At 71.7% G+C, this 26097-nt stretch carries 24 protein-coding genes and 3 tRNA genes; 13 read left to right on the top strand and 14 right to left on the bottom strand.

Annotation, left to right across the window (positions count from 1 at the left end):
- Window positions 1–36: 36 nt before the first annotated feature.
- From NR111_RS11725 to NR111_RS11715, 3 genes are all read right to left on the bottom strand, one after another.
- Window positions 37–648: a putative glycolipid-binding domain-containing protein gene (locus NR111_RS11725; RefSeq protein ID WP_256820845.1), complete on the bottom strand. Its 612-nt coding sequence runs from the start codon at window positions 646–648 to the stop codon at window positions 37–39.
- Between the two features lie 159 nt (window positions 649–807).
- The gene (locus tag NR111_RS11720; protein ID WP_256820844.1) at window positions 808–2193 is read right to left on the bottom strand and encodes a cytochrome P450; all 1386 of its coding nucleotides are present in this window, start codon (window positions 2191–2193) and stop codon (window positions 808–810) included.
- A 4-nt stretch (window positions 2194–2197) separates the two neighbouring features.
- The gene (locus tag NR111_RS11715; RefSeq protein WP_256820843.1) at window positions 2198–2344 is read right to left on the bottom strand and encodes a hypothetical protein; all 147 of its coding nucleotides are present in this window, start codon (window positions 2342–2344) and stop codon (window positions 2198–2200) included.
- On the opposite strand from NR111_RS11715, the gene NR111_RS11710 reads away from it, so the two are divergent.
- The 3 genes from NR111_RS11710 (at window position 2343) to NR111_RS11700 (ending at window position 4432) form a co-directional block, all read left to right on the top strand.
- Window positions 2343–2972, top strand: a complete 630-nt coding sequence (locus tag NR111_RS11710; RefSeq protein ID WP_256820842.1) for a hypothetical protein — start codon at window positions 2343–2345, stop codon at window positions 2970–2972. The genes NR111_RS11715 and NR111_RS11710 overlap by 2 nt on opposite strands.
- A gap of 93 nt (window positions 2973–3065) precedes the next feature.
- Window positions 3066–3788 (top strand): VIT family protein, encoded by a 723-nt coding sequence (locus NR111_RS11705; RefSeq protein WP_069389076.1) that lies wholly within the window; start codon window positions 3066–3068, stop codon window positions 3786–3788.
- 83 nt (window positions 3789–3871) lie between these two features.
- Window positions 3872–4432, top strand: coding sequence for a PGPGW domain-containing protein (locus NR111_RS11700; RefSeq protein ID WP_069389075.1), 561 nt, complete (start codon window positions 3872–3874; stop codon window positions 4430–4432).
- Here NR111_RS11700 and NR111_RS11695 read toward each other — a convergent pair.
- Window positions 4419–6860, bottom strand: coding sequence for a glycoside hydrolase family 65 protein (locus tag NR111_RS11695; RefSeq protein WP_256820841.1), 2442 nt, complete (start codon window positions 6858–6860; stop codon window positions 4419–4421). The two genes, NR111_RS11700 and NR111_RS11695, sit on opposite strands and share 14 nt — an antisense overlap.
- Before the next feature lie 185 nt (window positions 6861–7045).
- On the opposite strand from NR111_RS11695, the gene NR111_RS11690 reads away from it, so the two are divergent.
- Complete coding sequence (locus NR111_RS11690) at window positions 7046–7507, top strand: hypothetical protein (protein WP_253003040.1); 462 nt, start codon at window positions 7046–7048, stop codon at window positions 7505–7507.
- On the opposite strand, the gene NR111_RS11685 is transcribed toward NR111_RS11690, so the two are convergent.
- The 3 genes from NR111_RS11685 to NR111_RS11675 are packed head-to-tail and all read right to left on the bottom strand — an operon-like array spanning window position 7462 to window position 11316.
- A complete protein-coding gene (locus tag NR111_RS11685; protein WP_256820840.1) occupies window positions 7462–9438 on the bottom strand; it encodes a DUF2339 domain-containing protein in 1977 nt (658 codons plus the stop codon). The two genes, NR111_RS11690 and NR111_RS11685, sit on opposite strands and share 46 nt — an antisense overlap.
- A gap of 40 nt (window positions 9439–9478) precedes the next feature.
- A complete protein-coding gene (locus tag NR111_RS11680; RefSeq protein WP_256820839.1) occupies window positions 9479–10468 on the bottom strand; it encodes an ADP-ribosylglycohydrolase family protein in 990 nt (329 codons plus the stop codon).
- The gene (locus tag NR111_RS11675; protein ID WP_256820838.1) at window positions 10468–11316 is read right to left on the bottom strand and encodes a hypothetical protein; all 849 of its coding nucleotides are present in this window, start codon (window positions 11314–11316) and stop codon (window positions 10468–10470) included. Before NR111_RS11675 ends, NR111_RS11680 begins: the two co-directional genes overlap by 1 nt.
- A 70-nt stretch (window positions 11317–11386) precedes the next feature.
- On the opposite strand from NR111_RS11675, the gene NR111_RS11670 reads away from it, so the two are divergent.
- Window positions 11387–12079, top strand: a complete 693-nt coding sequence (locus NR111_RS11670) for an NUDIX hydrolase (protein ID WP_256820837.1) — start codon at window positions 11387–11389, stop codon at window positions 12077–12079.
- Here the strand turns inward: NR111_RS11670 and NR111_RS11665 are convergent.
- Both NR111_RS11665 and NR111_RS11660 read right to left on the bottom strand, forming a co-directional pair.
- A complete protein-coding gene (locus tag NR111_RS11665) occupies window positions 12038–12982 on the bottom strand; it encodes a DMT family transporter (RefSeq protein ID WP_256820836.1) in 945 nt (314 codons plus the stop codon). The two genes, NR111_RS11670 and NR111_RS11665, sit on opposite strands and share 42 nt — an antisense overlap.
- Before the next feature lie 85 nt (window positions 12983–13067).
- Window positions 13068–14777 carry a gamma-glutamyltransferase gene (locus tag NR111_RS11660; RefSeq protein WP_256820835.1) on the bottom strand — a complete coding sequence of 570 codons (1710 nt, stop codon included), beginning with the start codon at window positions 14775–14777 and terminating at the stop codon, window positions 13068–13070.
- 260 nt (window positions 14778–15037) lie between these two features.
- On the opposite strand from NR111_RS11660, the gene NR111_RS11655 reads away from it, so the two are divergent.
- From NR111_RS11655 to NR111_RS11640, 4 genes are all read left to right on the top strand, one after another.
- The gene (locus tag NR111_RS11655) at window positions 15038–16216 is read left to right on the top strand and encodes a heparan-alpha-glucosaminide N-acetyltransferase domain-containing protein (protein ID WP_256820834.1); all 1179 of its coding nucleotides are present in this window, start codon (window positions 15038–15040) and stop codon (window positions 16214–16216) included.
- 77 nt (window positions 16217–16293) lie between these two features.
- Window positions 16294–17184 (top strand): oxygenase MpaB family protein, encoded by an 891-nt coding sequence (locus NR111_RS11650; protein ID WP_256820833.1) that lies wholly within the window; start codon window positions 16294–16296, stop codon window positions 17182–17184.
- 224 nt (window positions 17185–17408) lie between these two features.
- Window positions 17409–17753 (top strand): PadR family transcriptional regulator, encoded by a 345-nt coding sequence (locus tag NR111_RS11645; RefSeq protein WP_069390443.1) that lies wholly within the window; start codon window positions 17409–17411, stop codon window positions 17751–17753.
- Window positions 17753–18754 carry a hypothetical protein gene (locus NR111_RS11640; RefSeq protein ID WP_256820832.1) on the top strand — a complete coding sequence of 334 codons (1002 nt, stop codon included), beginning with the start codon at window positions 17753–17755 and terminating at the stop codon, window positions 18752–18754. Before NR111_RS11645 ends, NR111_RS11640 begins: the two co-directional genes overlap by 1 nt.
- A gap of 59 nt (window positions 18755–18813) precedes the next feature.
- Here NR111_RS11640 and NR111_RS11635 read toward each other — a convergent pair.
- A tRNA-Arg gene (locus tag NR111_RS11635) sits at window positions 18814–18886 on the bottom strand.
- A 47-nt stretch (window positions 18887–18933) separates the two neighbouring features.
- Window positions 18934–19025, bottom strand: a tRNA-Ser gene (locus NR111_RS11630).
- A gap of 105 nt (window positions 19026–19130) precedes the next feature.
- Here NR111_RS11630 and NR111_RS11625 point away from each other — a divergent pair.
- The 3 genes from NR111_RS11625 (at window position 19131) to NR111_RS11615 (ending at window position 23251) form a co-directional block, all read left to right on the top strand.
- Window positions 19131–20189, top strand: coding sequence for a pyridoxal phosphate-dependent aminotransferase (locus NR111_RS11625; RefSeq protein WP_096906230.1), 1059 nt, complete (start codon window positions 19131–19133; stop codon window positions 20187–20189).
- 122 nt (window positions 20190–20311) lie between these two features.
- On the top strand, window positions 20312–22048 hold the full coding sequence (locus tag NR111_RS11620; RefSeq protein ID WP_256820831.1) for a bifunctional UDP-sugar hydrolase/5'-nucleotidase: 1737 nt from the start codon (window positions 20312–20314) through the stop codon (window positions 22046–22048).
- A gap of 276 nt (window positions 22049–22324) precedes the next feature.
- Window positions 22325–23251, top strand: coding sequence for an alpha/beta hydrolase family protein (locus tag NR111_RS11615; protein WP_374210722.1), 927 nt, complete (start codon window positions 22325–22327; stop codon window positions 23249–23251).
- A gap of 43 nt (window positions 23252–23294) precedes the next feature.
- Here the strand turns inward: NR111_RS11615 and NR111_RS11610 are convergent.
- Window positions 23295–23380: transfer RNA gene (locus NR111_RS11610), tRNA-Ser, on the bottom strand.
- Between the two features lie 139 nt (window positions 23381–23519).
- Between NR111_RS11610 and NR111_RS11605 the strand changes: the two genes are divergently transcribed.
- Window positions 23520–24560 (top strand): NAD(P)H-quinone oxidoreductase, encoded by a 1041-nt coding sequence (locus NR111_RS11605; RefSeq protein WP_256820830.1) that lies wholly within the window; start codon window positions 23520–23522, stop codon window positions 24558–24560.
- On the opposite strand, the gene NR111_RS11600 is transcribed toward NR111_RS11605, so the two are convergent.
- Both NR111_RS11600 and NR111_RS11595 read right to left on the bottom strand, forming a co-directional pair.
- The gene (locus tag NR111_RS11600; RefSeq protein ID WP_070720094.1) at window positions 24547–25098 is read right to left on the bottom strand and encodes a PadR family transcriptional regulator; all 552 of its coding nucleotides are present in this window, start codon (window positions 25096–25098) and stop codon (window positions 24547–24549) included. The two genes, NR111_RS11605 and NR111_RS11600, sit on opposite strands and share 14 nt — an antisense overlap.
- A 4-nt stretch (window positions 25099–25102) precedes the next feature.
- Window positions 25103–26083 carry a nitronate monooxygenase family protein gene (locus NR111_RS11595; RefSeq protein ID WP_256820829.1) on the bottom strand — a complete coding sequence of 327 codons (981 nt, stop codon included), beginning with the start codon at window positions 26081–26083 and terminating at the stop codon, window positions 25103–25105.
- Between the last annotated feature and the right edge of the window lie 14 nt (window positions 26084–26097).

The following is a 26097-nucleotide window of genomic DNA, read 5'->3' as shown; positions in this document are numbered from 1 at the left end:
CCTTCGGCTGGCCGTTCAGGCCCTTCGGCTGGCCGTTCAGGCCCTTCGGCTGAGCCCCGGCACGTCGATGATCACGCCGTCGGGGTCGACCGTCGCGCTGGTCGACGCGGTGGCGGTGATGCCGTGGACCTGCTCGTCGTCGCTGGAGAGCGTGACCGTGTCCTCGGTGACGTCGAGCGTCATGGAATCCACCGACAACACCCGCACATCCTCGGAACCCGGCTGCGCGTGCAAGCCCAGGCGACGGATCATGACGCTGGCGAAGAACACGCTGTAGGTGATGTCCACGTCCACCACGCCGTCGCCGCCCACGCGGGAGCGGGTGCCGGAGGAATCCTCGAGCAGCCAGGCCCCCTCGTCGTCGCAGACCAGGCCGATCGTGCGCTCGTGTTCCTCCGTGGTGAGGGTCAGCCACACCCGGCGCAGGGTCGTGTCGGCGCCGAGTTGAGCCTCGTACTCCACGGTGAAGGCGGAGTTGTCCGGGCTGGCGGCGGCGACGATCCGACCGCGAGCGCGGCTGGAATCACCCTTGGGGACGACCCTGACCTGCTCGATCAGCCTGCCGTTCTCGGATATCCACGTGTACATACGGGTGACCGAGGCGCGGTGCGCTTCGGTCTGCGGCGAGGACGTCTCAGAAGCGTTCACAGCCTCCACGGTAGGAAAATCTCCACCAAAACGCACATCTGAGTCCCGTTAACCTCCTGCCCACCACCCGTCACACAGGCGGATCCGGCCCCCGGACGGCCCTGAGGAGGAACTGAGGGCCCGGGACGGCGGCGGGCGCCGCCGGCCCGTACGCCGGGCTCAGCGTCGCCGCAGGTCCACCCGCGCACGGCGCCACGGGTACAGGGTGACGTTGCGGGACCGCGGCCACTCGCGACCGCTGCCCACCGACTCCAGGCGATACCGCTCCAGCAACTGCCGCAGGATGACCTGGCCCTCCATCATCGCGAACGATGCCCCGATGCAGCGGCGCGCGCCGCCGCCGAACGGCAGCCACTCGGTGGGCGTGGGCACCTCGCCGAGGAACCTCCCCGGGTCGAAGTCACGGGGTCCGGCGTAGGTGGCCGCGGAGCGGTGGGCCAGGACGATCGACGGCGAGATCGTCACTCCCCGCGGGTAGGTCCGCCCGCCGACGGTGGCCGGCTCCTGCAGCTCCCGCATCACCATCGGCACCACCGGATGCAACCGAAGGACCTCCTTGAGCACGGCGTCGAGGTACTCCGACCCGCCCTCGGCGATCTCGGCCACACACCGGTCCTGGACGTCCGGGTGGCGGGCCAGTTCCAGCATCGACCACGCCATCGCCGTGGCCGTGGTCTCGTGCCCGGCCGCCACGAGGGTCATGAGCTGGTCGCGCAGCTCCTGGTCCGACAGTCCCTGCGCGTCGGCCGCCGAGGCGCGGACCAGCAACGCCAGGAGGTCCCGCCGCTCGGACAATCCCGGGTCGAGGCGGGCCGCGGAGATCTCCTCGCCGAGGAACTCGTGGATGGTCTCCAGGTCGCGCACCTCCCGGCTCCACGGCCGGAACCTGCGCAGCGCCGGGATCCCCAGGCCGATCATCACCACCGGACCGGCGTCGACCGCCCGGGCGACGATCGGCCGCATGCGGTCCAGGCGCGCCGAGTCCGTCACCCCGAAGACCACCCGCAGGATCACCTCGAGCGTCAGCTGGTTGAGCAACACGTGCGCGCGGACGCGACCCGACCGCGGCCAGTGGTCCAGCTGTTCGCGGGTGACCTCCTCGACGAGCGTGCGGTAGCCGTCGATCTCGCGCCGCCCGAACGCCGGCGCGAGCAGCCGCCGGGCGCGCGCGTGCTCGTCGCCGTCCTGGAGGAGGAGGGAGTGCTCGCCGAGGAGGGGACGGAGCAGGTCGTTGCCCTTGCCGGCGTGGAAGACCGACGGCGAGCCGGCGAACACGTCCTTGATCTGCGCGGGCTCGGACACTGCGACGACCTTGCGCCCGGCGGGCATGAGATCGAGCGTGAACGGCACCCCGTAGCGCCGGGCCGCCGCCGGGAAGACGACGGCGGGAGCCGACAGGGCCAGCACCGCCTGCAGGATCCGCGGGAGCCGGGGGCCGGGCGGGAGCCCGTCCCGCCCGATCCCGGCCTGCGTGGTCGGGCCGGGGCCCGCGTGACCGTGTGCCGGGCCGGGGCCCGCGTGATCGTGTGTCGCCTCGCTGCGCATGCGCTCACCGTACGAGTCGGCACGCCCCCGCCGCAGCGGGATCGGTGATGCCCGGCGCCCGCCCGCGCACCCCTGCGTCACCCGCGGGTAGCCGGACGTTCACCGGTATCGCCACCTCGTCGTCGTCGATCAGGTCTAGCGTGGACCACATGGCCGTGCTCCCCGTGGACCTGGACTCGACGCCCGACGACATCGCCTCCCTCCTCGCCGTGGACGCCGCCGTCCGCGCGGCGGTGGGCCTCGACCACCACGCGCCCGCCACCGGCGCCCTGCACTGGTCGGTGGACGAGGGGATGTGGATGGCGTTGCTGCGACCGGGGCCCGGGCGCGCACTCCTCGCCGGCTGGCACCACGAGTTCTCGCTCACCGAGGGCAGCGGCAATGCCGGCGAGGCCGGCACCGACCTGGTGGGCGACGCCCCCGGCTGGTGGCGCCGCGGCGTCGAACACGCCCGCACCCACGACGCGTGCCTGGGCTTCCTGTACGGGTGGGACGGGTCACGGTGGTGGCGACTGGATCAACCCGCCGACGACGGCTTCGACCCCGAACTGTTCCCGGTGACGCGGGCCGCCCTGCGCGACATCGTCGACGAACTGGCCGACGACACCCTGCTCGACGCCCCCGACCCCGATGCCGTGGAGGCACTGCTCAACGCCGGGTCCGCCCTCACCGCCGTCGAGCTCGGCGCGGTGCTCCACGCCCCCGACGGCTGGCCCGAGGTCGACCTCGACGCCGGCGCCCGCGCCGCCCGGGAGTTCCGCTCCGCGGTCCCCGCCTGAGCCGGCGGCCCGTCCAGCGCTGTAGAAAAAAACGCTGGTAAGGATAGCCTTTCGAGGCTTGTCGGCGACTCCGGGGAGTCCTACCGTAGGGGCATGAGCGTCCCCGGTCCGGCACCACACAGCACGGTGGAACCCCACGATTCATCGGTCGGCGGCAAACTCAACTGGCTGCGTGCCGCGGTCCTGGGTGCCAATGACGGGCTGCTCTCGACCGCGGGCCTCGTCCTGGGCGTCGCCGCCGCCACCACGGATCGCCCGGCGATCCTCGTCGCCGGCATGGCGGGGTTGGTCGCGGGCGCGAGCTCGATGGCCATCGGCGAGTACGTGTCCGTGAGCACGCAACGCGACACCGAGAAGGCGCTCATCGAGAAGGAGACCCGCGAGCTCGAGGAGGCACCCGAAGCGGAGTTCGACGAGCTCGTGGGCCTGTACACGGCCAAGGGGCTCAGCGAGGAGACCGCCCGGCGGGTGGCGGAGGAGCTGCACGCCGACGATCCCCTGGCGGCCCACCTCGATGCGGAACTGGGCATCGACGCCGAGTCGTTGACCAACCCGGTCAGCGCCTCGATCTCGTCCGCGATCTCCTTCGCGCTCGGTGCCGTCATCCCCCTGCTCGCCGTCCTCGCCCCGGCCACGCTGAGGGTTCCGTTGATCGGCGTCCTCACGGTGGTGGGGTTGATCCTCGCCGGGTACGTCTCCGCCCGACTCGGGGACGCGGATCCCCGCCCGGCCGTGCGCCGGCTCGTGATCGGGGGCGTCGCGGCCATGACGGTGACCTACGGGATCGGCCTGCTGCTCGGGACCAGTGTGGCCTGAGCCGTGGGGCGCCTCCGCTGTTCGGGCCCGGGACGCGGGGGGATCGCCTGCATCGGAGGCGCGGACTCTGTAACCATGGTCCGGTGAAGAGACTCGGCTACGTGGCGGTGAGACGCCTCGCGCTCGAGATCATCGGGTGGACGCTCATCGTTCTCGGCATCGCCGCACTGTTCCTCCCGGGTCCCGGGCTCCTCATGCTGTTCGCCGGGACGGTGGTGCTCTCACGGCAGTACGAGTGGTTCGACCGGCGCCTCCTGTCGATCAAGCGCGTCGCCATGGAGGGCGCCTCCCGCGGGGTCCAGTCGTGGCCCAAGATCGCGGGGTCACTACTCGGCGCGGCCTGGCTGATCGGCCTGGGGATCTTCTGGGGGATCGGCTCGACGGTGCCGACCTGGTGGCCGCTGTCGGCCGACCTCTGGCTCATCGGCGGCTGGGGCACCGGCGGCACCCTCATCTTCTCGGGCCTCGTCGGGCTGGCGCTACTCGTCTACGCACTGCGACGGTTCCGCGGCAGCCCGTACGACCACGAGGCGGAGGTGGTGCACGACCACCAGCGCCGCGAGGAGCGGCGCAGGGCACGGGCCGTACGTCGACACGCCCACGCGGCGGCACGCCGCGCCGACCCCGGCGTCACTCCAGGCTGAACCGCTCCTCGCCGCCCACCTCGACCATCCGCTGCTCCCCCCGAACGCACACGCACACCGGGGTCTCGTCGATCACTCCGTCGCGGTGACGGATCACCACCTCGTCCCGCATCACCGTCACCGTGAGCGGCGAGCGCAGGTAGGTCATGTTGAACGAGACCCCGTCGATGCCGCCGGGCAGATTCGGGTCGAACTGCAGCATCCCGCCCTCGACCCGCATGCCGGCGTAGAAGCGCTGCACGAGGTCGACCGTGCCGGACATGACCCCCATGTGGATACCCTCGCGGGTCGTCCCACCCTGGATGTCGTGCACGTCGCTGCGCAGCGCGACCTTGAACCGCTCCCAGGAACTGTCCGGGTCGAAGCGTGCGAGGACGCCCGCGTGGGTGATGTACGACAGGGTCGACCCGTGGGAGGTGCGGCGGTCGTAGTACTCGATGGTGCGCCGCGCGGCGTCGTCGGGGAACTCGTACCCGAGACGCCCGAACACCCGTCGCAGCTCGTCGTCACTGAACAGGAAGAACAGCATCACGGCGTCGGCCTGCTTGGCCAGCTTGTACCGGTCCGGGGTGTCGCCCTCGGCCTTGAGGATCCGGTCGAGCCGCTGGATGTTGCCGTACCTGGCCCGGTATCCCTCCCAGTCCAGCTCCTCCAGCTCCTCGTAGCCCTCGAACTGGCTGATGATCCCGTCCTGGAACGGGACGAACATCTTGTGGCTCATGTCCTTCCACCGGGCGATCTCCTCGTCGCGCAGTTCGAGCCGGGCGCGGACGGCACCCGCCTGGGGCGTCGGCAGCAGGTCGAGCAGGTGGGCGGCGATGTCGCAGATCCACGCCACGAAGACGTTGGTGTAGGCGTTGTTGCGCACTCCGCCCTCGGACGCGCCCGGGTACTTCTCGTGGTACTCGTCGGGCCCCATCACGCCGTGGATCTCGTAGCGCTGCCGCTCGGGTGAGTAGTGCGCGATGGATGACCAGAACCGCGCGATGCCGAGCATCATCTCCGCGCCCCGGAACTCGAGGAACATCGTGTCCTCGGTGAGGGTGACGTACTGCCAGACGTTGTAGAAGATCGCCGCGCTGACGTGGCGTTGGTTGTGCGACAGGTCGATGTCCCACCGCCCGGACATCGGGTTGAGGTGGAGTTCCTGGGTCTGTTCCGTGCCGAGGGATCCGCTCTGCCACGGGAACATGAACCCCTCGTACCCGGCCGACGCCGCCGCCACCCGCGCCTCGGACTGCCTCCGGTAGCGGTACATGAGCAGGCTGCGGGTCACGGCCGGGAGCCGGAAGGTCAGGAACGGGAAGACGAACAGCTCGTCCCAGAACACGTGGCCCCGGTAGGCCTCCCCGTTGATCCCGCGGGCGGGCACACCGGCGTCGAGGTCGGAGGTGTTGTGCGAGCACGTCTGCAGGATGTGGCTGATGTGCACCCGCAGCAGGTGCTGGGCCTCGTCGTCGCCGAATACGTGCAGGTCACACGCCTGCCACAGCCGCTCCCACGACTCGCGGTGGTGCGCGTACGCCGCGTCGAACGGTCGCGACCGGGCGGCCGACCGGGACGCGCGCAGGAGCGTGTCCCCGGTGGCCGGGTCACGGGAGGTGAACAGGGCGACCGATTTCTCGATCGTCGTGGGGACGTCGCGCTCCAGTTCCACGTGGAGGGTCTGCTGGATGTAGTCCGCCGTCCGGAAGTCGGAGCGGGGCACCTCGCGTTCCCGGCCGCCGGTCGAGACGAGGGTGCGTGCCGCGACGCCGACGTTCACCTCGGACTGCCGGGTGCGCACCTTGAGTGCCATCACCTCGGGCTGCGGGAACACCGTGCTGCCCGGCCGGAGGTGATCGCTCTCGAGTTGCCGGTAGCGGGGCACCCCGTCGTTGGTGACGCGCCCGTCGAGCGCGCTCACGATCTCCGCCTGGCCGGACCAGTTCAGCGGCGTGATCGTCCACTCGAGGTAGGCGTGGTGCATGCTGGCCATCGACGCGAACCGTCGGCTCACCAGCTCGGTCTCCCGTCCCTCCCGGTCACGGAAGCGGATCTGGCGGGTCATCAGCGCCGAGCGCAGGTCCACCCGGTGGCGGTACTCGAGGATCTGCACCTCCGAGAGCCGTAGTACCTCGGCACCACCGATGCGCAGCTTGAGCGGCAGCCAGTTGGGGAGGTTGACCAGGTCCTCGTTGTGCACCGGCACGCCGCCGAGCATGGTGGTCGCGCGGTTGTAGAGGCCGTGCACGTAGGTGCCCGGGTAGTGGACCCCGTCGTTCTCCTCCCATTCGGCGGCGCCGCGGGTGGACATGTACCCGTTGCCGGTCGAGGTGAGGGTCTCGCGCAGGCCCTCCTCACCGGGGTCGAACCCGTCGTAGGACAGCGAGAAGGCGTCGTCCTGCCCGCCCGGGGAGCCTGCACGTCCGGTCTGTGAGGTGGTCACATGCCCGACACTAACCAGTCCGTCGGCTCCTCGGCGGCGGTCCGGCCGGACGGCTCGGCGAGATCGTCATCCCGCCGAGACCCGCCCCGCACGGGTCTGCGATATGATCTACGTCACAGTCGGGACGGTTCGGGGCCGCGCCGCGATCCCTCTTGTCGACCGTCTCTGTCCGACAGGGGTTCATCATGACCGTTCAGCTCATCGAGATCACCGAGGACGTCGCCGACCGGCTCCAGGTCCTCACCACACCGACGGCCTGTCAGGTCGGCGATGCGCGCATGATCATCATCGATCTGCTCGGTTCCGGGCCGTCGTGGCCGTTGTCCGTCCTGGTCGACCACGTCTGCACCTCCTACGAGGCCCCGGACGGTGAGCGCCTCATGGTCGACCTGCGCGACCGTGAGGGCCTGGCCGACCACGTCCTGCGTGACGAGCCCGCCCTGCGCCACGTGACGTGGGTCCGGGCCACGCGCCTGGCGCTGCGCGAGTTGACCGACGCCGGTGAGGTGGTGTGGAGCCTGCCGTCTGACGATCCGGACGAGGTCGACCATCCGGAGGTCGAGGTACTGATGTCCGGCGCCCAGCCGCGCGCGTTCCGCGTCTACGTCGGCGATCCGCTGCCCGACGGCTCGGTCTCCCTGCGGTAGCGGACGGCCACCGCGAGCATCACCGCGCCGACGGCGATGAACGACAGCACACGGAACAGTCCCGGCAGGGTGGCCAGGTCGAGCAGGAGCAGCTTCGCCAGCGCGAGGGAGCCCAGGACGAATCCGAGTCGATGCGCGTCGGCGATTCGCGGGTTCGCGGTGAGGACGAGCCAGGCCGCGCAGCAGATCCACAGCACCGTCACCACCAGGTGTGCGGCGAGGAACCCGTTCCGCGCCACCCCGGTGAGGTCACCGATCACGACGCCCGCCGCGACCACCATCACCGAGAAGGCCGCCAGGGCCACGACGGCGCCCGCCATCATCACGCGCGTCGACTCGCGGGGCAGGCGGCGGCGCGCCCACCACGTCACGGCCACCGCCAGCGCCGTGATGGCGAACGCGGAGACCACGTCCCAGTAGGTGAACTCGCGGACCGCGAGCCGGTCGCTCAGCGCGAGGTGCGGGTGGTTGACGGCCGCGTAGACGAGCACGGCGATCACGGAGGCGGCCGCGGCCACCAGGTCCACCCACCGTCGTCCCCACAGGCCGGCGGCCACGACGTAGGCCAGGGCGCTCAGGGTCAGCGCGAATCCCGTGAGCTCGCGCCCTCCCAGTTCGACCCACGTCAGCAGCAGCAACGCGCTCCCGACGAACCCCGTGACCGCCGCCAGAAGCACGTGAGCCCTGTCGTGGCCGGTACGGCCGGCGAGAACCGCGACGGCGAGGTAGGCGGCGGCGAGGGCCAACCCGACGGGCCAGCCGGGCCGGAGGAGGTGGGTGGCCGGCAGGAGGGCGAGGGGCAGGGCGGTGGGGACGACGACGAGGGCGGCATTGGCGAGTGCCGGGCGGCGGCGGGCGGTGTCGAACCAGGCCACCCCGACGCCCACGGCGGCAAAGACGAGCGCGGTCGCGATGAGCGCGATCTGTTCGCCGCGGCTGTGGAGTGCGGCCTGCGAGAGGTAGCCGGCCAGCAGGAACCCGGGTAGGACGGACCACACCACGCGGACGGCCGCCCCGAGTTCGGCGGCGAGTACCGCGGTGGCGATGCCGACGATCGCGACGAAGATCGGCAGCTCGACACCGGTGGAGATGAGGGGCGCCAGGAGCATCGTGCCGGCCGAGACCAGGCAGGCCAGCAACCCGGAGGACCAGCGCCCCGCGAGTGCCATCCCGCCGAGGGCGAGCCCGCCCACGAACATGTACGCGGCCGGGACGGGGATCCACAGGTAGAGCGTGGTGCTGGCGATGACGTCGAGCATCGCCGCGGCCAGGCCCGTGCCGACCAGGGCCAGTGCGCCGGGGTTGACCGGGGTGTCGGCCGTGGGCTCGTGGCGGGACTGCAGTCGCAGGCCGAGGCCGACGAGCACCACCGCCAGGACCGCGGCGGCGACGACCCGCGCGAGCGGCGGGAACAACCCTGCCTGGATAGCCACGACCAGCAGGAACGCGATGCCGGCGAGCATGACCGATCCGCCGATCGCGGCGATGACGGTGGCTGCCGTGATGCGCGGCCCCCGCCGCGGCGACCGACGCGGCGCCGCCCCCGCCGGCTGTTGCCACGGCCCGTCGGGATGCGCGGGCGGCGGCCCGTCGGGATGCGCGGGCGGCGGCGCGAACCGCCCGGTGGGGTCGTCCTGTCCGGGTGGCCGCCAGGGCCCGCCCGGACGTGCCGGGGCGGGCACCTGCGAGGCCGACGCGCCAGACGGGGCCGGCGTTACCAGATGCGGCGCCCCCTGAGGCGGCGCGCCCTGAGGCGGCGCGCCCGCACGCCACGGCGACTCCCCCGGCGACTGTCCGGCCACCGCCGGGCCGGACTGCCGGGCGAGTGCCGACAACCCGGCCCGGACCTCCCCGACCTCTGCGGCGACGCGTCCGAGACGGGCGTCGAGGTCGGCGAGGGCGCGCTGCAGGTCGGACTGCTGGGGGTTCACCCCTGAATCATCTACCGCACGGGCCCCGGCGTCCACGGACTCATCGGTGCGTGTCCCGCCCCGCGACGGTGCTGGCCGCGGCGTGCGCGAGCTCGACCAGGTCCTCCCCCGTCAACCCCGGGTAGCCGTGGCAGATGTCCCGCCACTGGCTCGGCACGGCCGACGCACCCCAGCGCGCGCCCAGCAGGCCCCCGGCGATGGCGGCGACCGTATCGGTGTCGCCTCCGATCCCGATCGCCGTGACCAGTGAGTCGGCCAGGTGCCGCCCGGGATCTGCGGCGGGGACCGGCGTGTGGTGGATCGCCGACCACGCCGACTGCAGGGCGGTCACCACCCAGCCGTTGCGGCGGAACCGTTCGGGCGGCCCCTGTTCGGCCTCGTCGATGCGGGCCTCCCAGTACTCCCGGTCCGGCCCGTCGAGGTGCACCAGTCCGCCGCGGAGGTCCAGGACCTGCTCCCGCACGGCGCGGTCGATGGCCGAGGACCACAGGACGCACGCCTGGGCGGTGCGCGGGTCGGAGTGGGTCAGGTCGCTCACGGCCGTGGCTGCCCGGACGATCGCCCCGGTGTCGCCGAGGTGGGCCAGGGCGACGGGTGCGGTCCGCATGAGGGAACCGTTGCCCGCGGAGTGGTGACTCCGCCTGAAGTGCTCCTCGGCCGCCTCCCGCGCGGCGGCGGCCGTCGGCGCCGGCCCCGCGGCCCGCAGGACCGCGGCGGTCTGGTTGCCGATGTCCGGCGGGCCGGAGTCGTACCACCGCCCGAAGTTGCGGGTGACCTCCGAGAGCGCCTCGTCCGTGAGCAGGCCCCCACCCCTGGCGGCCACGTCGAGCACGCACCACGCCATGGACGTGTCGTCGGTCCACTGTCCGGGCGCGAACCCGCCCAGGCCGCCGCCGATCATCTGCGGCCCCTCGGGACCGAGCGGCGCGGAGCCGTACTCGTATCCGGCGCCGAGAGCGTCCCCCACGGCGGTACCGAGCATCACCCCGGCGACCCGGTCGTCCCACCCCCGGTCTCCACTGCCCGTCATCACGCCACCTTCCCTCCGAGCCGGTACGCCAGCTCATCCCGGTTCTGTTCGAGGTCCTTCGCGAACGCGCGGAGCATGCCCTCGATGTTGTCCGCCGAGAGCGGGCGCGCGGGGAGGGTGATCCGCTGGAACACGTCGCGCCCGCTGAGGTACCAGGTGCTCCACATCCCCTTGCTGTTGAGCAGATCCACCTCGACCGCGGTGTTGCGACGGCTGTACACGCCGCGGACCACGAGGGCCCAGGCCTGTACCAGCCCGCCGTCGGGGCTGAAGATGACGAACACCGTGGTGCCGGCGACGGTGAAGTACACGTCGCCGTCGGCGTCGACGCCCGGCTCCTGCCCGAACATCCTCCCCACGGCCTCCATCACCACCGGACGCAGCGCGTCCGGACCGCCACGGACCCCGCCGTCCGTGCGGCCGTCCGGCCCACCCGGCGCGTCCGCGTCCGCGAGCCCCAGGGACTCCGCCAACTCGGCTGCTCCGCGTCCGCTCGCGCGGGCCGTGAACAGCTGGGGGTGCGGCAACCGCAGGTCCTCGCGCGCCACGCGGACGATCGCGTCCGCCAGTGCGAACGCCCCGTCGGCGCCGGCGCTGGCCACGACCTCCTCGGCGGCGGTGCTGCCGGCGATCCCGCGGGTGACCCACATGAATCCCCGACCGCGGTCCGACCGGACGACGAGCTGCTGGCTCCACCCCTCCGGCCCGGGCGGGGCCACCAGCGCCAGCGCGTCACCGTCCCCGACAGCACCGATCCGCAGGATCAGCGTGTCCAGGAACACGCCCCAGGCGCACTCGGTGGCCTCGCCGCCGACCCCGTCCATGCCGTCGTCTCGTCGACTTCCCATGACCCCTCCACTCCTTTAGCACTCCAGGCGCGCTAAACATTAGCACGCCGATCGCGCTAAAGTGAAGGCCATGTCCGATCTCGATAAGTTCCCCCGGCCCGCCGTCGCCGTGGACCTGGCGATCCTCACCGTGACAGGGGCCGGCGGCACCGACCCCGAGCTGCGGATATTCACGCAATCACGCCGGAATCCGGACGGTCGCGCGCTCCCGGGCGCCTTCCTGCGCGAGCGGACGACCGTCGCCGAGACCGCGGACCACGTACTCCGCGAGAAGGTGGGGATCGCGCCGCACGAGACCATCCGTCCGCGCCTGCTGCGGCTCTTCGACGACCCGGAGCGCGACGGGCGGACGTGGGCCGTCTCCGCCGCCCACGCGCTCCCCCTGCCCGAGTCCGCGCTGGCCGGAGCGACCGGGGAACTCACGAGGGTCACCGCGGACGGCCGGCTCGACGGCATCGAGTCGCTACTGTTCGACCACGACGCGATCGTCGACGCCGCGATCCGCGACGTCCGCGAGCGCTACGAGATCCGCCTGCGCTACGTCGACGTGGGCCCCGACCCCGACGGCTTCCTGGCCGAACCGTTCACACTGCTCCAACTGCGTCGCGTCCACGAGGCCGTGATCGGCGAGGAGCTGCACAAGGACAACTTCGCGCGCCGGATGCGACCGCACCTGGAACCGGTCGTGGACGACGACGGCGAGGTGGCGCTGTCCACGGCCCTACGCGGTCGCCCGGCCGCGCTCTTCCGGCGCGCGCGCTGAGGCGTCCCGCGCCGCCCGCGACCGCAGCACCAGGGTCACGCCGACCGCACTGATCGCCATGCCGACCACGGCCGGGAGGGTGATCGGGACACCGAACATGAGCCACACCCAGACCATGGTCGTGGGCGGGGTGAGGTAGAGCAGCACGCTCGCGACGGTGGCTCCACGGGTGCGGGTGACAAAGACGAAGAGGACGTACCCACACAGCGTGGACAGGAACACCAGCCACGCCACCGCCGCCCAGAAGTCGGGTTCGGCCACGGGCGCCGCCTGGCCGGTCACCAGAGCCGCGGACATCAGGGTGACCCCCGCGACGACGGACTGCATGGTGATCGACTGCAGCAGTGACTCAGTGGGCCGCAGACGCTGCGTGAGGACCGTGCCCGTGGCCAGACTGAGCATGCCCGCCGCCGGGAACAGGTACGCCCACCACGGCGCGGAACCCGCGTCGAGACCGCCGGAGACCACCACCACGACGCCCGCCATCCCCAGCACCATTCCGACCCACATCCCGGCCGTCGTGCGCTCGCCGAGGACCCTGCCCGCCACCGTCGCCACCAGCAGTGGCTGGAGCGCGGCGATGAGCGCCGCGGTGCCACCGTCGACGCCCCGGGAGACCCCCTCGAAAATCATGAACAGGAAGAACGCCTGACTGAACAGGCCCAACACCGCCTGCCGCGTCCACGCCGCGCGATCGTTCAACCGCACCCCCAGCACGAGGCAGACGGTCACCAACAGCACGCCGAGGATGGAGAACCGCCAGCCCAGCAGCTGCAGCGGGGTTCCGTCGGCCCGGATCCCGAGTTCCGCGCCGACATAGCCCGAGCTCCACATGAGCACCAGGGCCACCGACGCCAGATGGCCGGCGTTGCGGCGGAGCGCCTCTCGCGCGGGCTGAGCCATCGGCACAGCCTACGAAGCGGCCGACCTCGTCGTCGTCGTACTCCTCCGTCCCACCCCCGGCACGTGGCCGTTCACCCCTCCGCGCTCACTCCTCCGCGTCGACGATCACCGTCCCGGCCTCGAGCCGGGTGTCGGTGGGGCCGGAGACCGTGCGCGTGTCGTAGTCGATCTCCAGGGCCTGGACCGAGCCGAAGAGCCCCCCGGGGGACTGCGCGACCGCCCACCCCAGAGCGCCGACCCCCCGGGCCGCCGGTGAGCCCAGCAACGCCGGTTCGACGACGAGGGTCCGCGACGCGCCGTCGAACCGGAACCGCGGGGCCGCCACCGCCTCCTCCAGCGGCTGGCCGAGGAGCGCCCACCGCGTGAGGGTGTTGGCGAGGACGCTCAGGATGTTCGCCCCGCCCGGCGTGCCGAGGCCCAGGACCGGCCTGCCCTGGCCGTCCAGGACCAGGGTCGGGTTGGACCACGTCACCGATCGCCTGCCCGGCTCCGGCTGGTTCTGCGGGGAGTCCACCGTGCCGAACCGACTGAGCTGATCGTTGAGGAAGAACCCGCCGACCTCCGTCCCCGCGCCCCAGAACTGGGTGAGGGTGTTGGTCATCGACACCACCGTGCCGCTGCTGTCCACGACCGTGAGGTGGGTCGTGTTCCCCGGCTTCTCCAGGTTCTCGCCCTCCGACGCCCGGGGCGCGGTGCCTCCGACGAGCTCGGCGTTCCTGACCGGGTCGACCAGCTCGTCGACGGGCACCTCGGTGAAGTCCGGGTCGCCCAGCTCCGTCTGCACGGTCTGCTCCGCGATGAGCCACGCCTCGGAGATGAGCCGGACGTACTCCGTCGACCCCGGGTCCACCTCCGAGATCCCCTGGCTCTCGAGCACCTGCAGCATCTGGATGAGTGCGGCTCCGGGCAGGGCCGGCGCCCCCGAGACCACCTCGTAGTCGCCCACCGGGCCCTGCGGCGGCTCGCTGCGCTGCACCTCGTACTGCTCCAGCGAGGCAGGGTCGATCCCCTCGACCGCGGTGAGCTGGTCCGCGATCGCGCCGGTGTAGAAACTCTCCGGCCCCTCGTCCCGGAGCGTGCGGAGGGTGGCGGCGAGTTCGGCCTGGACGAGGGTGTCCCCGACCCGGAGCGGCGCCCCGCCCGGTGCGAACTGATCGAGACCGGCGACAGCGTTCGCGCCGCCGACGGCGATCCTCTCGATGAGCGTCCCGGTCGCCGGGACACCGCCCTCCGCCATCCGCACGGCGGGTTCCAGCAGTTCGGCCCACTCGAGGGCGCCGTGCCGGGCGTGGAGTTCCGCCATCCCGGCGACGAAACCGGGAATGCCCGTCTCGGTCGGCGGGATGACGCCATCGGCGGCGACGACCTCGCGGTAGTCGACCGCCTCCGGGGCCGCGCCCTGGGTGGCCACCAGTGCGGAGCCACCGCCACCCACACCCGAGGCGTAGGGCTCGACCACCGAGACCGCGAACGCGGCGGCGATCGCCGCGTCCGCCGCCGTGCCGCCGGCCTCGAGCATCTCCACCCCGGCCTCGGCCGCCAGCGGATGCCCCGCGTTCACCCCCTGCTGGGACAGCACCTCCGGTGGTTCCGGCGCCTCGGTGGTCGGCGGCGCGGTTGTCGGCGGCGCTGTTGTCGGCTCCGCGGCCGAGGAGTTTCCCGGGCCGGCGGCGGGGTCCTCGTCCGTCCCCGCGCACCCCGAGAGCGTCAGTGCCGCGGCCAGCAGGGACGCGAGGACCACCCGGTGCCCGGCCGGCCGCTGTCGCGGCTGCCGCTCTCGACGGTTGATTCGCATAGGATCCGCCCCCACTTCGCCCTCGACCGTGACCGCGCGGATGCCGATCACGCTAGACGACCGCACCGCCGGCGACCACCGTGTTCTCCGACGCCGCGGGAGCATCGCCCCGGGCCGGTTCGAGCAGTTCCCCTGCGGGCTCACGTCGCAGGCGACAGGCTGGTCGCCACGTGGCGCGGTGCAGCTCGTCACGTGGCTCGGTGCAGCTCGTCGCGGGGCGCGGTGCCCGCCTCCGGCCTTCGGTCTGCAGGGGGTGACGTGTGAGGGACACCGATCACCGTGACGCGCCCCCGTCGTACCCGGACCTCCTCCGGGCCCGCATCAGGCGACTGGAGCCGCCCGCCCGATTACCCGGGATCGACATGGCGCGGGGTGCCGCAGTGCTCGGCATGTTCGCCGCCCACCTCGTCGTCACCGCCCCGCTCGAGTGGGACTCGCCGGCGACGTGGACCGGGCTGGCCTACGGGCGGTCGTCGATACTCTTCGCCACGCTGGCCGGACTGTCGCTCGGGCTGTCGCAGGGCGACACGGCCGACCCGGGCGTCCGGCGGGCGACCGTGCCCCGCCGACGGCTGGCGGTGCGGGCGGCCGTCGTCTGGATGCTCGGAATGCTCCTGGTCCTGCTGGCCGTGCCCGTCAACGTGATCCTGCCCGCCTACGGTGTCCTGTTCGCCATCGCGATCGCGCTGGTGACGCTTCCCACCCGGGCCCTCGTCGTGCTCGCGGCGTTCCTCGCCGTGGTGATGCCCTTCGCGGTCGGGGCGATCAACCGGGTGACGGGCGGGGCGGACGGTGAGAGCACGAGCACGATCGCCGTCATGTTGGGTTGGTACTACCCGTTCCCGCTCTGGACCGCGTTCCTCGCAGCGGGGTTGGTCGCCGGACGGATGGTGATCGCGTCCCCGCGGTGGGCGGTGGTCCTGGTGGGGGTCGGGGCGGCGCTCGCCTCCACCGGCTACCTCGTGCTCGGCCCCATCGGCAACCGTGCCGCCGAGGCCCTCGACGACGGCGCGCGGTCAGAGGTCGGACTGTGGCTGCTGTCGCGGCTCCGGGACGGGCCCCACTCGTCGGGTATGGGTGAAGCGGTCGGGTCCGTGGGGTTCGCGCTCGCGGTCATCGGAGTGTGCACGCTGATCGGCGGGACGCGGCTGCGGTGGCTGTTCTGGCCGGTACGGGTGCTGGGCGCGATGCCGCTGACCGCGTACACCGCCCATCTGGCCGTCTGGGCGGCGTGGATCGCGATCACCCGTGCCGAGGGCCGACAGTTCGACCCGATGGACGACTTCCGTGCCCTGGATCCGTTCTGGCCGATGGTTCTCGGGGTGACGGCCGGGTGCGCCCTCTGGGCGGTGTTCGTCGGACAAGGCCCCCTCGAGACGGCCGTCTCGCGGCTCGCGGTCGCGGACCTTCCCCACCGTATGCGTCGGCACGAAGTGTGAAGGTCCTATTATCGACGATGTCGGTCGGGCTCTCACCAACCGATACCCCCCGATCCACCGAACCCGAAGGTGACTCCATGACCGACACCCGCGTGCCCCTGCGGCTCTCCGACGCCCCTCGCTCCGACGACGGCTACTACGGCCCCGACAGCATCTCCTGGCGGGTGTTCTCGGACCCGGCCTCGGGGCTCGGCGCGAAGAACGCGCTCTTCCTCCAGATGCTCGAACCGGGCATGATGACCCACTTCGAGCGCGTGTCGCTGACCAGCGAGGGCGCCGATGAGATGGCCGCCCGGTTCGACCGCACGGCCGCCTACCTGCGGGACTCGGTCTTCGCCGACACCGCCCACGCGGACGCGGCGGCCAAGCGCGTCGACCACCTCCACGAGATGGCGACCTGGACCAACCCGGAGACCGGAGAGGTGGAGGAGGCCAAGCAGCCGGAATGGATGCGGTGGACGTGGTGGACGTACATCTGGTCGGCCGTCCGGGGCTACCAGGAGTTCGGCCCCGGCCTGAGCGCCGCGGACGCGGACCGCCTGGTGATGGAGTCGCACATCGGCGCGGACAAACTGCACGTCCCCGGCCCGCACCTCGAGACCTTCGCAGCGGTCGACCAGTACGTCACCGAGGGCCTCGACACCAAGGCGTTGACCATCTTCGCCGCGATGGCCGGCCACTCGCTCCGACACCCGGACGTGAAGGGCCCGGTGGCCAGGTGGGTCACCCGCCAGATCCTCAACGGCGTGCTGTCGCTACTCCCCGACCAGGCCAAGCTGTTCTTCGCCGTGGAGGACCGCAGCGCCAAGGAGTTCGCCCGCGGGGCCCGGTTCACCAAGCTCGTCGCCACACTCGCGCGGAAGAACCGGACCGCCGAGGACCTCATCGCGCAGGCGATCGGCGAGTCCGTCGCTGCCCCCTACCAGCGGGTGCGGGTCAAGAAAACCAAAGCCTCGCCGGCTTCCTGACGCGTCGACCGCGAGACCCCACGCAGTCCCGCAACCCGGCAGTGCGCCGGGCCGCGGCCTCCCGACCTGCGGTGCCCTGCACACCGTCTTCAGGGCACCGCAGGTCAGGGCCGGTCAGGGCCGGTCGATGGCGGAGTGTCGCGGTGCAGCGGGTGGAGCGAGAGGGCCCGCGCCGAGGCTGTGCGCCATTTACATAGTGTGTGCCACACACTAACGTGTGCCGCATGGGCGACGACGCGGACGCGGCACTGGGCACCCACCTGCAGGAGCTCCGGCGCGGGTCGGTCGTCCTGGCGAGTCTGCTGGCCTGCCGGACGCCCAGGTACGGGTACGCCCTGCTCACCACGCTGGCCGAGGCGGGAATCGCCACCGAGGCCAACACCCTCTACCCGTTGCTGCGCCGCCTCGAGGGACAGGGCTTGCTCACCTCGACGTGGCGGACCGAGGAGCCCAGGCCCCGCAAGTACTACGAGACCACCGCGCTCGGCACCGAGACCGCCGAGCGCCTGCACGCCGAGTGGCTGGCATTGGGTGCCGGCTACACCGATCTGCGGAAGGCGGACGCGTGATGTCCACACTGACCGATCGCTACATCTCCGAGGTGGTCCGCCACCTCCCCGAAGACCAGCGCGGCGACATCTCCTCAGAGATCGCCGCGACCATCGCCGACATGGTCGCCGCCGAACCCGACGCCGTGAACGACGCCAGCGGGACCGAGCCGGCCGGGACCGCCGACCGCGATTCCGCCGAGCGCGCCGTCCTGGTGCGACTGGGCGACCCGGCCGAACTCGCTCGCCGCTATGCCGGCGCCCGCCAGTACCTCGTGGGGCCGGAGGTCTACCCGGTCTGGGCTCGGGTACTGCGGTGGCTCCTGCCCGTCGTCGGAGTCATCGCCGCCCTGGCCGGCAGCATCCTCTACGTCTCGACCACCGCGGAGCCGGAGCTCGGCGGCCTCATCGGCCAACTCGTCAGCTCCGTCGCCGCCGCCCTGCTGTGGGCCTTCGCGGCCTGGACGCTCGTGGTGGTGATCATCGAGCGGACGACCCCGGAGGGCGAACGCAGTCCGTTGACCCTGACCCCCACCTGGGACCCGGCGCACCTCGACGGGCCCCGTGGCGGGGCGGACACCCGCGTCGACGCGGTCGTGTCGCTGGTGATGCTGGCCATCCTGGTCGCGGTGCCGTTCGTCCCGTCGACGTTCCTGTACATCGGCCATCTCAACGGCGGCGAACCGCTCGTGAACCCCGCCATCCCCACCAGGTGGTTCACGGGGTACGTGCTGCTGATCGGAGCGCTGGCGCTCGTCCAGGTGTGGCGCCTGGTGAGGCCGGGCAGGTCACCGGCGCGGCTCGGCATCGACGTGGTGGTCGACGTTGTCTTCGGCGTCTTCCTCACGGTCCTGGTGCTGAGCCACGACTCGGTGATCCACCCCGATCTCGTCCCGGACGACGGCGGCACGGCGACCACCGCGATCCGCTGGAGCATCATCGCCACGATCTGGGTGATCGTGGTCTGGGATCAGATCGAGACCCTGCGCGCATACCGGCGGGGGGCCGCGAACGCCGCGTGAACACCGCAGGCCGGAAATGGCGAACGCCCCCGTCCGCGTGGACGGGGGCGTTCCTTCTGTGCGCCCGAAGGGACTCGAACCCCTAACCTCTTGATCCGTAGTCAAGTGCTCTATCCATTGAGCTACGGGCGCAATATTCTTCTGTGGTGCCAGCTATCCGGTCACCCGGATCCCCGGCATGGCGGAGGCGAGAGGATTTGAACCTCCGGTCCCCTTTGAGGAGGACAACTCATTAGCAGTGAGTCCCATTCGGCCGCTCTGGCACGCCTCCTGGAGGCTCTGCTGAGCCAACGAGGAATTACAGTACACACAGGCCGGGCCGGTGCGCAAAACGGCCGGACACCGGGCCCGCAGGGGGTGGTCCTACCCTGTAGTCATGTCCCCCGACGTGCGCAGCGACCTCGACGCCATCCCCGCCTACATTCCGGGCGCCTCCGTGCCGGGCGCGGTCAAACTCGCGTCCAACGAGACCACCGCGGGCCCGCTGCCGAGCGTGGCGGCGGCCATCGCCGAGGCCGCGGCGGGCGCCAATCGCTACCCGGACATCACCGCCGGCGCGCTCGTCGACCGGCTCGCGGACTTCCTCGACGTGCCCACCGGGAACGTCACCGCCGGCTGCGGCTCGGTCGCCCTGTGCCAGCAACTGGTCCAGGCGGTGTGTGCACCGGGCGACGAGGTGGTCTTCGGCTGGCGCTCCTTCGAGGCGTACCCGATCATCGCCCGCATCGCCCACGCGGTCCCGATCGCGGTCCCCAACCGGGACGACGGGTCGCTGGACCTCGACGCGATCGTCGCCACCGTCACCGACCGGACCCGGCTGATCTTCGTCTGCACGCCCAACAACCCGACCGGCCCGGCGGTGACCCGCGCCGAACTCCTCGCTTTTCTCGACCGCGTCCCCGAACGGGTCACCGTGGCGCTGGACGAGGCCTACTACGAGTACATGCGATCCGAGGACCCGGTGGACGGCGTCGCCGAGGCGATGTCGCGGCCCAACGTGGTCTCGCTGCGCACCTTCTCCAAGGCCTACGGTCTGGCCGGCCTCCGTGTCGGCTACCTCGTCGGACCCGCCGAACTGGTGGTACCGGTGGCGAAGATGGTCGTCCCGTTCTCGGTGAGCTCCCTGGCGCAGGCCGCCGGAATCGCCTGCCTCGAGGCCGGGGACGAACTGCGGGCCCGCACCGACGCGGTCGTCGCCGAGCGCTCCCGCGTACGGGCTTCCCTGCTCGACATGGGGCACGCGGTCCCGGACACCCAGGCGAACTTCGTCTGGCTACCCCTCGGGGACGCCGCGGCTGATTTCGACGCCCACTGCCGCGAGCACCTGGTCGTCACCCGGTGTTTCGCCGGCGACGGAGTGCGGGTGTCCATCGGGGATCCCGAGGAAAACGACCGATTCCTCACTGCCGCCCGGCATTTCGTGACCAGAACGTAATGCTTCCGGCGGGGTCCCGTGACATCGCGAGGGCAGCATGGGCCGGGTTTGGGAGAGCAGGTCACGATCTCGCGATCCCCGGATCGCGGAACGTGCGAGCCCCCGCCCCCCTAGGAGACGATGTGCAGCAGAAGAGTTCATGGCACGAGGTGAACTCCGCAGCTATCCACACGTCCATAACGGGCCGCGTCGGGCCGGTCGCTTTCGCGCTGTTCGCGGCCGTGGTCCTCGTCGCAACCCTCGCCTCCCCTCCGCGTGCCGACGCGCAGACCAGCAGTCCCTGGAGCCCGGCGGCGGAGACCCGGTCGGTCCGCATCCTGGGGATCGGGGAGTTCTCCGGTGCGCTGTCCCGGCCCGTGGGGTTCCAGGGCGAGCTCCGTGACGGCTCGGGCAACGTCCGCCCCGCCGGTGGCGGGCCACACCTCGCCGCCACGGTCGGGAAGCTGCGCGACCAGGCCGAGGACTCACTGCTGCTCGCCACCGGCGACTCGATCGGCGGGACCGCCCCCGAGGCCGCGTTGCTGGGTGACCGAGCGACCATCGAGTACTTCAACCGGCTCGGTGTGGACGGGGCCGGCGTGGGACGACGCGAACTCGAGAAGGGCGCCGACCACGTCCGATCCCTGGTCACGCCGGGGTGCGCGACCGAGCGGGATTGCCGCGTCGATCCCCCGCTCCCGCCGTTCCGTGGGGCGGCGTTCCCGTTCCTGGCATCCAACGCCATCCCGTCGCCCGATTCGGCCCCCACCTTCCCCTTCGCGATCCACCGAGTCGGTGACGTCCTGGTGGGGGTCGTGGCGGTGACTTCCCCGTCGACGTCCGTCCCGGAGACGACCACGCGGTTGACCGACCCCCTCCGCGCGATAGACGAGACCGTGGAGTCACTCCGGTTCCTGGGCGTGGAGGCGATCGTCGCCATGGTCCAGTCCGACACCGTCCACGCCAACCTCGACCCGGCGGCGTGCCCCGACGAGCTCGCCGAGATGGACCTGGTCAAGCAGCTCAATCCCGCCGTGGACGCCCTCATCGTGGGAGCTTCCGGAGGCCCGGCCACCTGCCGTGTCTTCGACTCGGACAACGACGAGCGCGTCGTCGTGGCCCCCGCGTCCCACGGCCGGTCCGTCACCGTCGTCGACCTGGCGGTCGACCCCGCCACGGGCGACGTGATCCGGCCCCAGACGTCGGTGTTCAACCAGACGGTCAACCTCGACATCGAACCCGATGCCGGGACCGAGGAGCTCGTACGCCAGGCCCGGGCCGCCGCGGCGCCGCAGGCCCGCGCGGTCATCGGCACCGCCGACGAGACCATCGAGCGGGACATGGACGCGAACGGCGAGTCACCACTGGCGGACCTCATCGCCGACGGCCAGCTCCACGCCGCCCGGGGCCGGGGCGCCGACCTGGCCCTGTCCAACCCGGACTCCCTGCGCACCGACCTCCCCGCCGGTCCCCTCGACTACGCCGACCTGCACACCGTGCAGCCCTACGGGGATCGCCTCTACCTGGTCACCGTGACCGGGGAGGAACTCCGCGCGGCCTTCGACCACTTCGCCGACGACATCGGCCGCAACGGCCCGGCGGTCTCGTCGAACGTGCGCTACACCGTCGACCTCCGCCGCCCGCCCGGAGCGCGGGTGTCGGAGATAATTATCGACGACGAGCCCGTCGACCCCCGGCGCGAGTACACCGTCGTGGTGAACGAGTTCCTCTCCTCCCCCGAGTGGGACGGCTCAGTCCTGGCCGAACGCGGGGACCGCCGCGAGGCCAGGGTGACCGATCTCGACGCACTGCGTCGCTATGTGGCCGAGGAGGGCCCGCTCAGCGCCCCCGAGACCGGCCGGATCAGCGTCGTCGGCTGACGAGGCCCGACAGTCGCACCGGCTCGCCGCGAGCCGGGCTCGGCACGGCACGCCGGGTTCCGACACGGCACGCCGGGTTCCGACACGGGGGGCACCTCTCAGCGCCGCAGGCCTGTCAAAGAGTAAGATCAGCTTCACTCTCCGCGATTCCGGACGCCCCCGCCCCTGTGCACCGTGCCCACCCAAGGAGAAAAAAGGTACTCCGCCTTATTGACTCCTGAGGAAGTGGTGGCCATGTCGTCGCGAAGACCCGTCGTGGGACCGGGGCACCTCCTCATGCGTGGCGCGGCCCTGGTGGGCGGCGCACTCACCCTGGTCGGCTGCATGACGACGACCGCCATTCCGCAGGTGGACCCGACCTATGCGGGAACCGTCCGACTGGACGAGGTCACGGTCCAGCGCTTCGAGTACCCGACCCGGGATTCCGACGCCGATCCCGAACAGAACTGGGCGGACCTGTACCTGCCGTCCGGGGCCCAGGAGGTCGACACCATCCCGCTCGCGGTCCTCATCCACGGAGGGGCGTGGCAGAACCAGCTGGGTGCGGACATCTTCGACCCCCTGGCGCGCGAATTGGCGAGCCGAGGGATGGCGGTCTACAACGTGGAGTACCGCCGGGTCGGATCCGGCGGCGGCTGGCCCGTCACCTTCCGGGACATCGCGGACGCACTCGACCACGTGGTCGAGGTGGACCGGCGCTTCCCCCAGATCACGACCGACGACGAGGTCGTGGTGGGCCACAGCGCGGGCGCGCAACTCGCCGTGTGGGGCGGCACCCGCCACCTGCTCGAGGACGACGAGGTGGGCGCCGAGCCCGCGTTCCGGCCCACGCGCGTGATCTCGATCGCCGGACCACTGGACAACGTGTACGCGGCGACCCACGGGGACGACAGGATCGTCACGGCGATCGGCGGGACGCCCTCCGAGTTCCCGTGGCGGTACGCGTCGGTGGACCCCATCCAGAACATCGACACCGGCACACCGGTCGTCGCGATCCACGGCAACCGGGACGCGACCGTCTCGGCGGAGAACTCCCGGCGCTACGTCGACGAGGTCACCCGCCGGGGAGGACGCGCCAAACTGGTCCTGCTCGAGGGTGAGGACCACGTCTCGATCGTCTCGGGAAAGTCCCGCTCGTACCCGCGGGTGCTCGAGATCATCCGCTACGTCGCGGCAGCGGACCTGCAGGAGACGACCGCCTGAGCCGGCCCTGCCTCGACTCGGGCCCGCGCGGATCGGACCTGGGCGGAAGTGGAGGGATTTGAACCCCCGGTGCTGTTTAGGCACGCTCGCTTTCAAGGCGAGTGCATTCGGCCGCTCTGCCACACTTCCCCGCCGCCTGCCGCGACACGCACGACCGCGTGGTTCCACGTGGAACCCGCGTTGACGACGCCGTTCATCGTAGTGGACCGCGGGCGTGCGCACCCAGCCCGCCTGCCCTCAGGTCTCATCCCGGCTACCGTCGGAGGACATGAAGGCAATCGCATATGACAACGGCCCCGACACCCTGCGCCTGACCGAGGTCGACGACCCGGTCGCCTCCGCCGGCGAGGTACTCATCGATGTCGCGGCCTCCGCGGTGAACCGGGCCGACCTGCTGCAGTCCAGGGGCCACTACCCGCCGCCGCCCGGCGCCTCCGAGATCCTCGGCCTCGAGTGCTCGGGCCGCATCGCCGCGGTCGGCGAGGGCGTGGAGGGCCTGGCGGTGGGCGACGAGGTGTGCGCGCTGCTGGCCGGCGGCGGGTACGCCGAGAAGGTGGCCGTCCCGGCCGGGCAGGTCATGCCGGTCCCCGCCGGGGTCTCGCTCCACGAGGCCGCGTCGCTCCCGGAGGTGGCGTGCACCGTGTGGTCGAACCTGGCCATGACGGGCGGGCTCGGCCGCGGCGTCCTGGCCGCGCAGGCCCGCTGGGGCGACACCGACCTCGGCGCCCCGCGGGTGCTGATCCACGGCGGTGCCGGCGGGATCGGCTCGCACGCGATCCAGGTGTGCCGCGCCCTCGGGGCCCGCGTGGCCACCACCGCGGGCGGGCCGGAGAAGGTGCAGATGTGCCGCGAACTGGGCGCGGACCTGGTGATCGACTACCGGGACGAGGACTTCGTCGAACGGGTCAGGGACTGGACCGACGACGACGAGCGCGGCCGCGGCGTCGACCTGGTCCTGGACGTGATGGGCGCGAAGTACCTGGAGAAGAACATCGCGTCCCTGGCGCCGGACGGTCGCGTCATCGTCATCGGCCTCCAGGGCGGGCTCAAGGGTGAGCTCAACCTGGGCCGGTTGCTGCCCAAGCGTGCCGGCATCCTCGCGACCAACCTCCGGGCCCGACCCGCGGACGGCCCCGGCGGCAAGACCGGCATCTGCCGGGAGGTCGTCGACCAGGTGTGGCCGATGGTCGCGGCCGGGGACGTCACCACCCGGGTCTCCCGCGAGATCCCGCTCGACCGGGCCGCAGACGCACTGGCCCTGCTGGAGTCGGGCGAGAGCCACGGCAAGATCCTGCTCACGGTCGACTGAGGCGATCCAGCAGGTCGAGGGTCTCGTCGCACCAGCCCACCCACGCCTGCTCCGCCTGGATGCCCAACTTGAGCACCTGGTGTTGGAGCGCACCCCGGACCTCAACGGGGTCGCGGTCCGCGAAGTCCTGCTCCTCGATCTCCCGGTACCGCCGCAGGTTCTCCACCCGCTGGCGGCGGTGGTACCCGAGGGCCCGCCGAAGGTCGTCCACCCTACCCGTGGCCGCGGCCGCGCGGACACGGACCGCGAGGCTCGAGCGCATCGGTTCGGGCTCGTCGTCCTCCCCGATCCACTCCACCAGCAGGGCCCGGCCGGTGTCGGCGACGGCGAACCTCCTGGGTTGTCCCCGCCGCGGCGGTCCCTGCTGCGGCAGCTCGCGGATGAGGCCCGCGGACGCCAGCCGATCGAGCTCGCGATAGATCTGCTGGTGGGTCGCGGGCCAGAAGTACCCGATCGACTTGTCGAACCGGCGGGCGAGTTCGATGCCGCTGCCCTCCCGCTCGGTGAGGGAGGTGAGGATCGCGAACTTCAGCGACATCGGGTCAGCGGATCGCGGGCAGACCCGCGGTGAGGGCCGCCACCGCGTCGTCGTACTCGGACCGCAGCCGCTCGACCAGCTCGCGGACGGGCCCGACCGAGTCCACCGCGCCCACGCCCTGACCGGCGCCCCAGATGTCGCGCCACGCCTTGGAGTCGGTGGTCCCCCCGGAGCCGAAGTCCATGGCCGAGGGATCGGACTCGGGCAGATCGTCGGGGTTCAGGCCGGCGGCCTCGATACTGCCCCGCAGGTAGTTTCCGTGGATACCGGTGAAGAGGTTGCTGTAGACGATGTCGCCGGCGCCGCTGTCGACGATCATCTGCTTGTAGGCGTCGGTGGCGCGGGACTCCTCGGTCGCGAGGAACGCCGAACCCACGTAGGCGAGGTCGGCACCGGCCGCCTGCGCGGCGAGGATCGAGCGACCGTGGGCGATGGCCCCGGACAGCAGCAGCGGGCCGTCGAACCACTCGCGGATCTCGCTGATCAGCGCGAACGGAGACTGGGTGCCGGCGTGTCCCCCGGCGCCCGCGGCGACCGCGACGAGCCCGTCCGCCCCCTTCTCGACGGCCTTGCGGGCGAACCGGTCGTTGATCACGTCATGCAGGACGATGCCGCCGTACGAATGGACGGCCTCGTTGACCTCCTCGCGCGCGCCGAGGGAGGTGATGACGATCGGCACCTCGTGCTCGACCACGGTGGCCAGGTCCTGCTCGAGCCGATCATTGGAGCGATGGACGATCTGGTTGACCGCGAACGGGGCGACGTACCGGTCGGGATTCGCGGCGGCGAACGCCTCATTGCTCTCCCTGACCTGCTCGATCCACTCGGCCAGCGCCGACTGCGGCCGCGCGTTGAGCGCCGGGAACGACCCGATCACCCCCGCCTGACACTGCGCGGCCACCAGCTCGGGGCCGGAGTAGATGAACATCGGCGAGGCGACCACCGGGACGGTGAGCGGGCCGGCGAGCACTGAGGGAAGGGCCATGAGCAGTCCTTTCG

Source organism: Dietzia sp. Die43 (assembly GCF_024519835.1).
GTDB classification, from domain to species: domain Bacteria; phylum Actinomycetota; class Actinomycetes; order Mycobacteriales; family Mycobacteriaceae; genus Dietzia; species Dietzia kunjamensis.
The sequence above is the reverse complement of the archived record's forward strand: the minus strand, read 5'-3'. Positions and strand labels throughout refer to the sequence as shown.

Coding starts and splice junctions, on each gene's coding strand:
- NR111_RS11720 (WP_256820844.1), bottom strand. CDS start 2,193: ATGCGCAGCGAGGCGACACACGATCACGCGGGCCCCGGCCCGGCACAC.
- NR111_RS11710 (WP_256820842.1), top strand. CDS start 2,343: ATGGCCGTGCTCCCCGTGGACCTGGACTCGACGCCCGACGACATCGCC.
- NR111_RS11715 (WP_256820843.1), bottom strand. CDS start 2,344: ATGTGGTCCACGCTAGACCTGATCGACGACGACGAGGTGGCGATACCG.
- NR111_RS11705 (WP_069389076.1), top strand. CDS start 3,066: ATGAGCGTCCCCGGTCCGGCACCACACAGCACGGTGGAACCCCACGAT.
- NR111_RS11690 (WP_253003040.1), top strand. CDS start 7,046: ATGACCGTTCAGCTCATCGAGATCACCGAGGACGTCGCCGACCGGCTC.
- NR111_RS11680 (WP_256820839.1), bottom strand. CDS start 10,468: ATGACGGGCAGTGGAGACCGGGGGTGGGACGACCGGGTCGCCGGGGTG.
- NR111_RS11675 (WP_256820838.1), bottom strand. CDS start 11,316: ATGGGAAGTCGACGAGACGACGGCATGGACGGGGTCGGCGGCGAGGCC.
- NR111_RS11670 (WP_256820837.1), top strand. CDS start 11,387: ATGTCCGATCTCGATAAGTTCCCCCGGCCCGCCGTCGCCGTGGACCTG.
- NR111_RS11665 (WP_256820836.1), bottom strand. CDS start 12,982: ATGGCTCAGCCCGCGCGAGAGGCGCTCCGCCGCAACGCCGGCCATCTG.
- NR111_RS11660 (WP_256820835.1), bottom strand. CDS start 14,777: ATGCGAATCAACCGTCGAGAGCGGCAGCCGCGACAGCGGCCGGCCGGG.
- NR111_RS11650 (WP_256820833.1), top strand. CDS start 16,294: ATGACCGACACCCGCGTGCCCCTGCGGCTCTCCGACGCCCCTCGCTCC.
- NR111_RS11645 (WP_069390443.1), top strand. CDS start 17,409: ATGGGCGACGACGCGGACGCGGCACTGGGCACCCACCTGCAGGAGCTC.
- NR111_RS11640 (WP_256820832.1), top strand. CDS start 17,753: ATGTCCACACTGACCGATCGCTACATCTCCGAGGTGGTCCGCCACCTC.
- NR111_RS11625 (WP_096906230.1), top strand. CDS start 19,131: ATGTCCCCCGACGTGCGCAGCGACCTCGACGCCATCCCCGCCTACATT.
- NR111_RS11615 (WP_374210722.1), top strand. CDS start 22,325: ATGCGTGGCGCGGCCCTGGTGGGCGGCGCACTCACCCTGGTCGGCTGC.
- NR111_RS11605 (WP_256820830.1), top strand. CDS start 23,520: ATGAAGGCAATCGCATATGACAACGGCCCCGACACCCTGCGCCTGACC.
- NR111_RS11600 (WP_070720094.1), bottom strand. CDS start 25,098: ATGTCGCTGAAGTTCGCGATCCTCACCTCCCTCACCGAGCGGGAGGGC.
- NR111_RS11595 (WP_256820829.1), bottom strand. CDS start 26,083: ATGGCCCTTCCCTCAGTGCTCGCCGGCCCGCTCACCGTCCCGGTGGTC.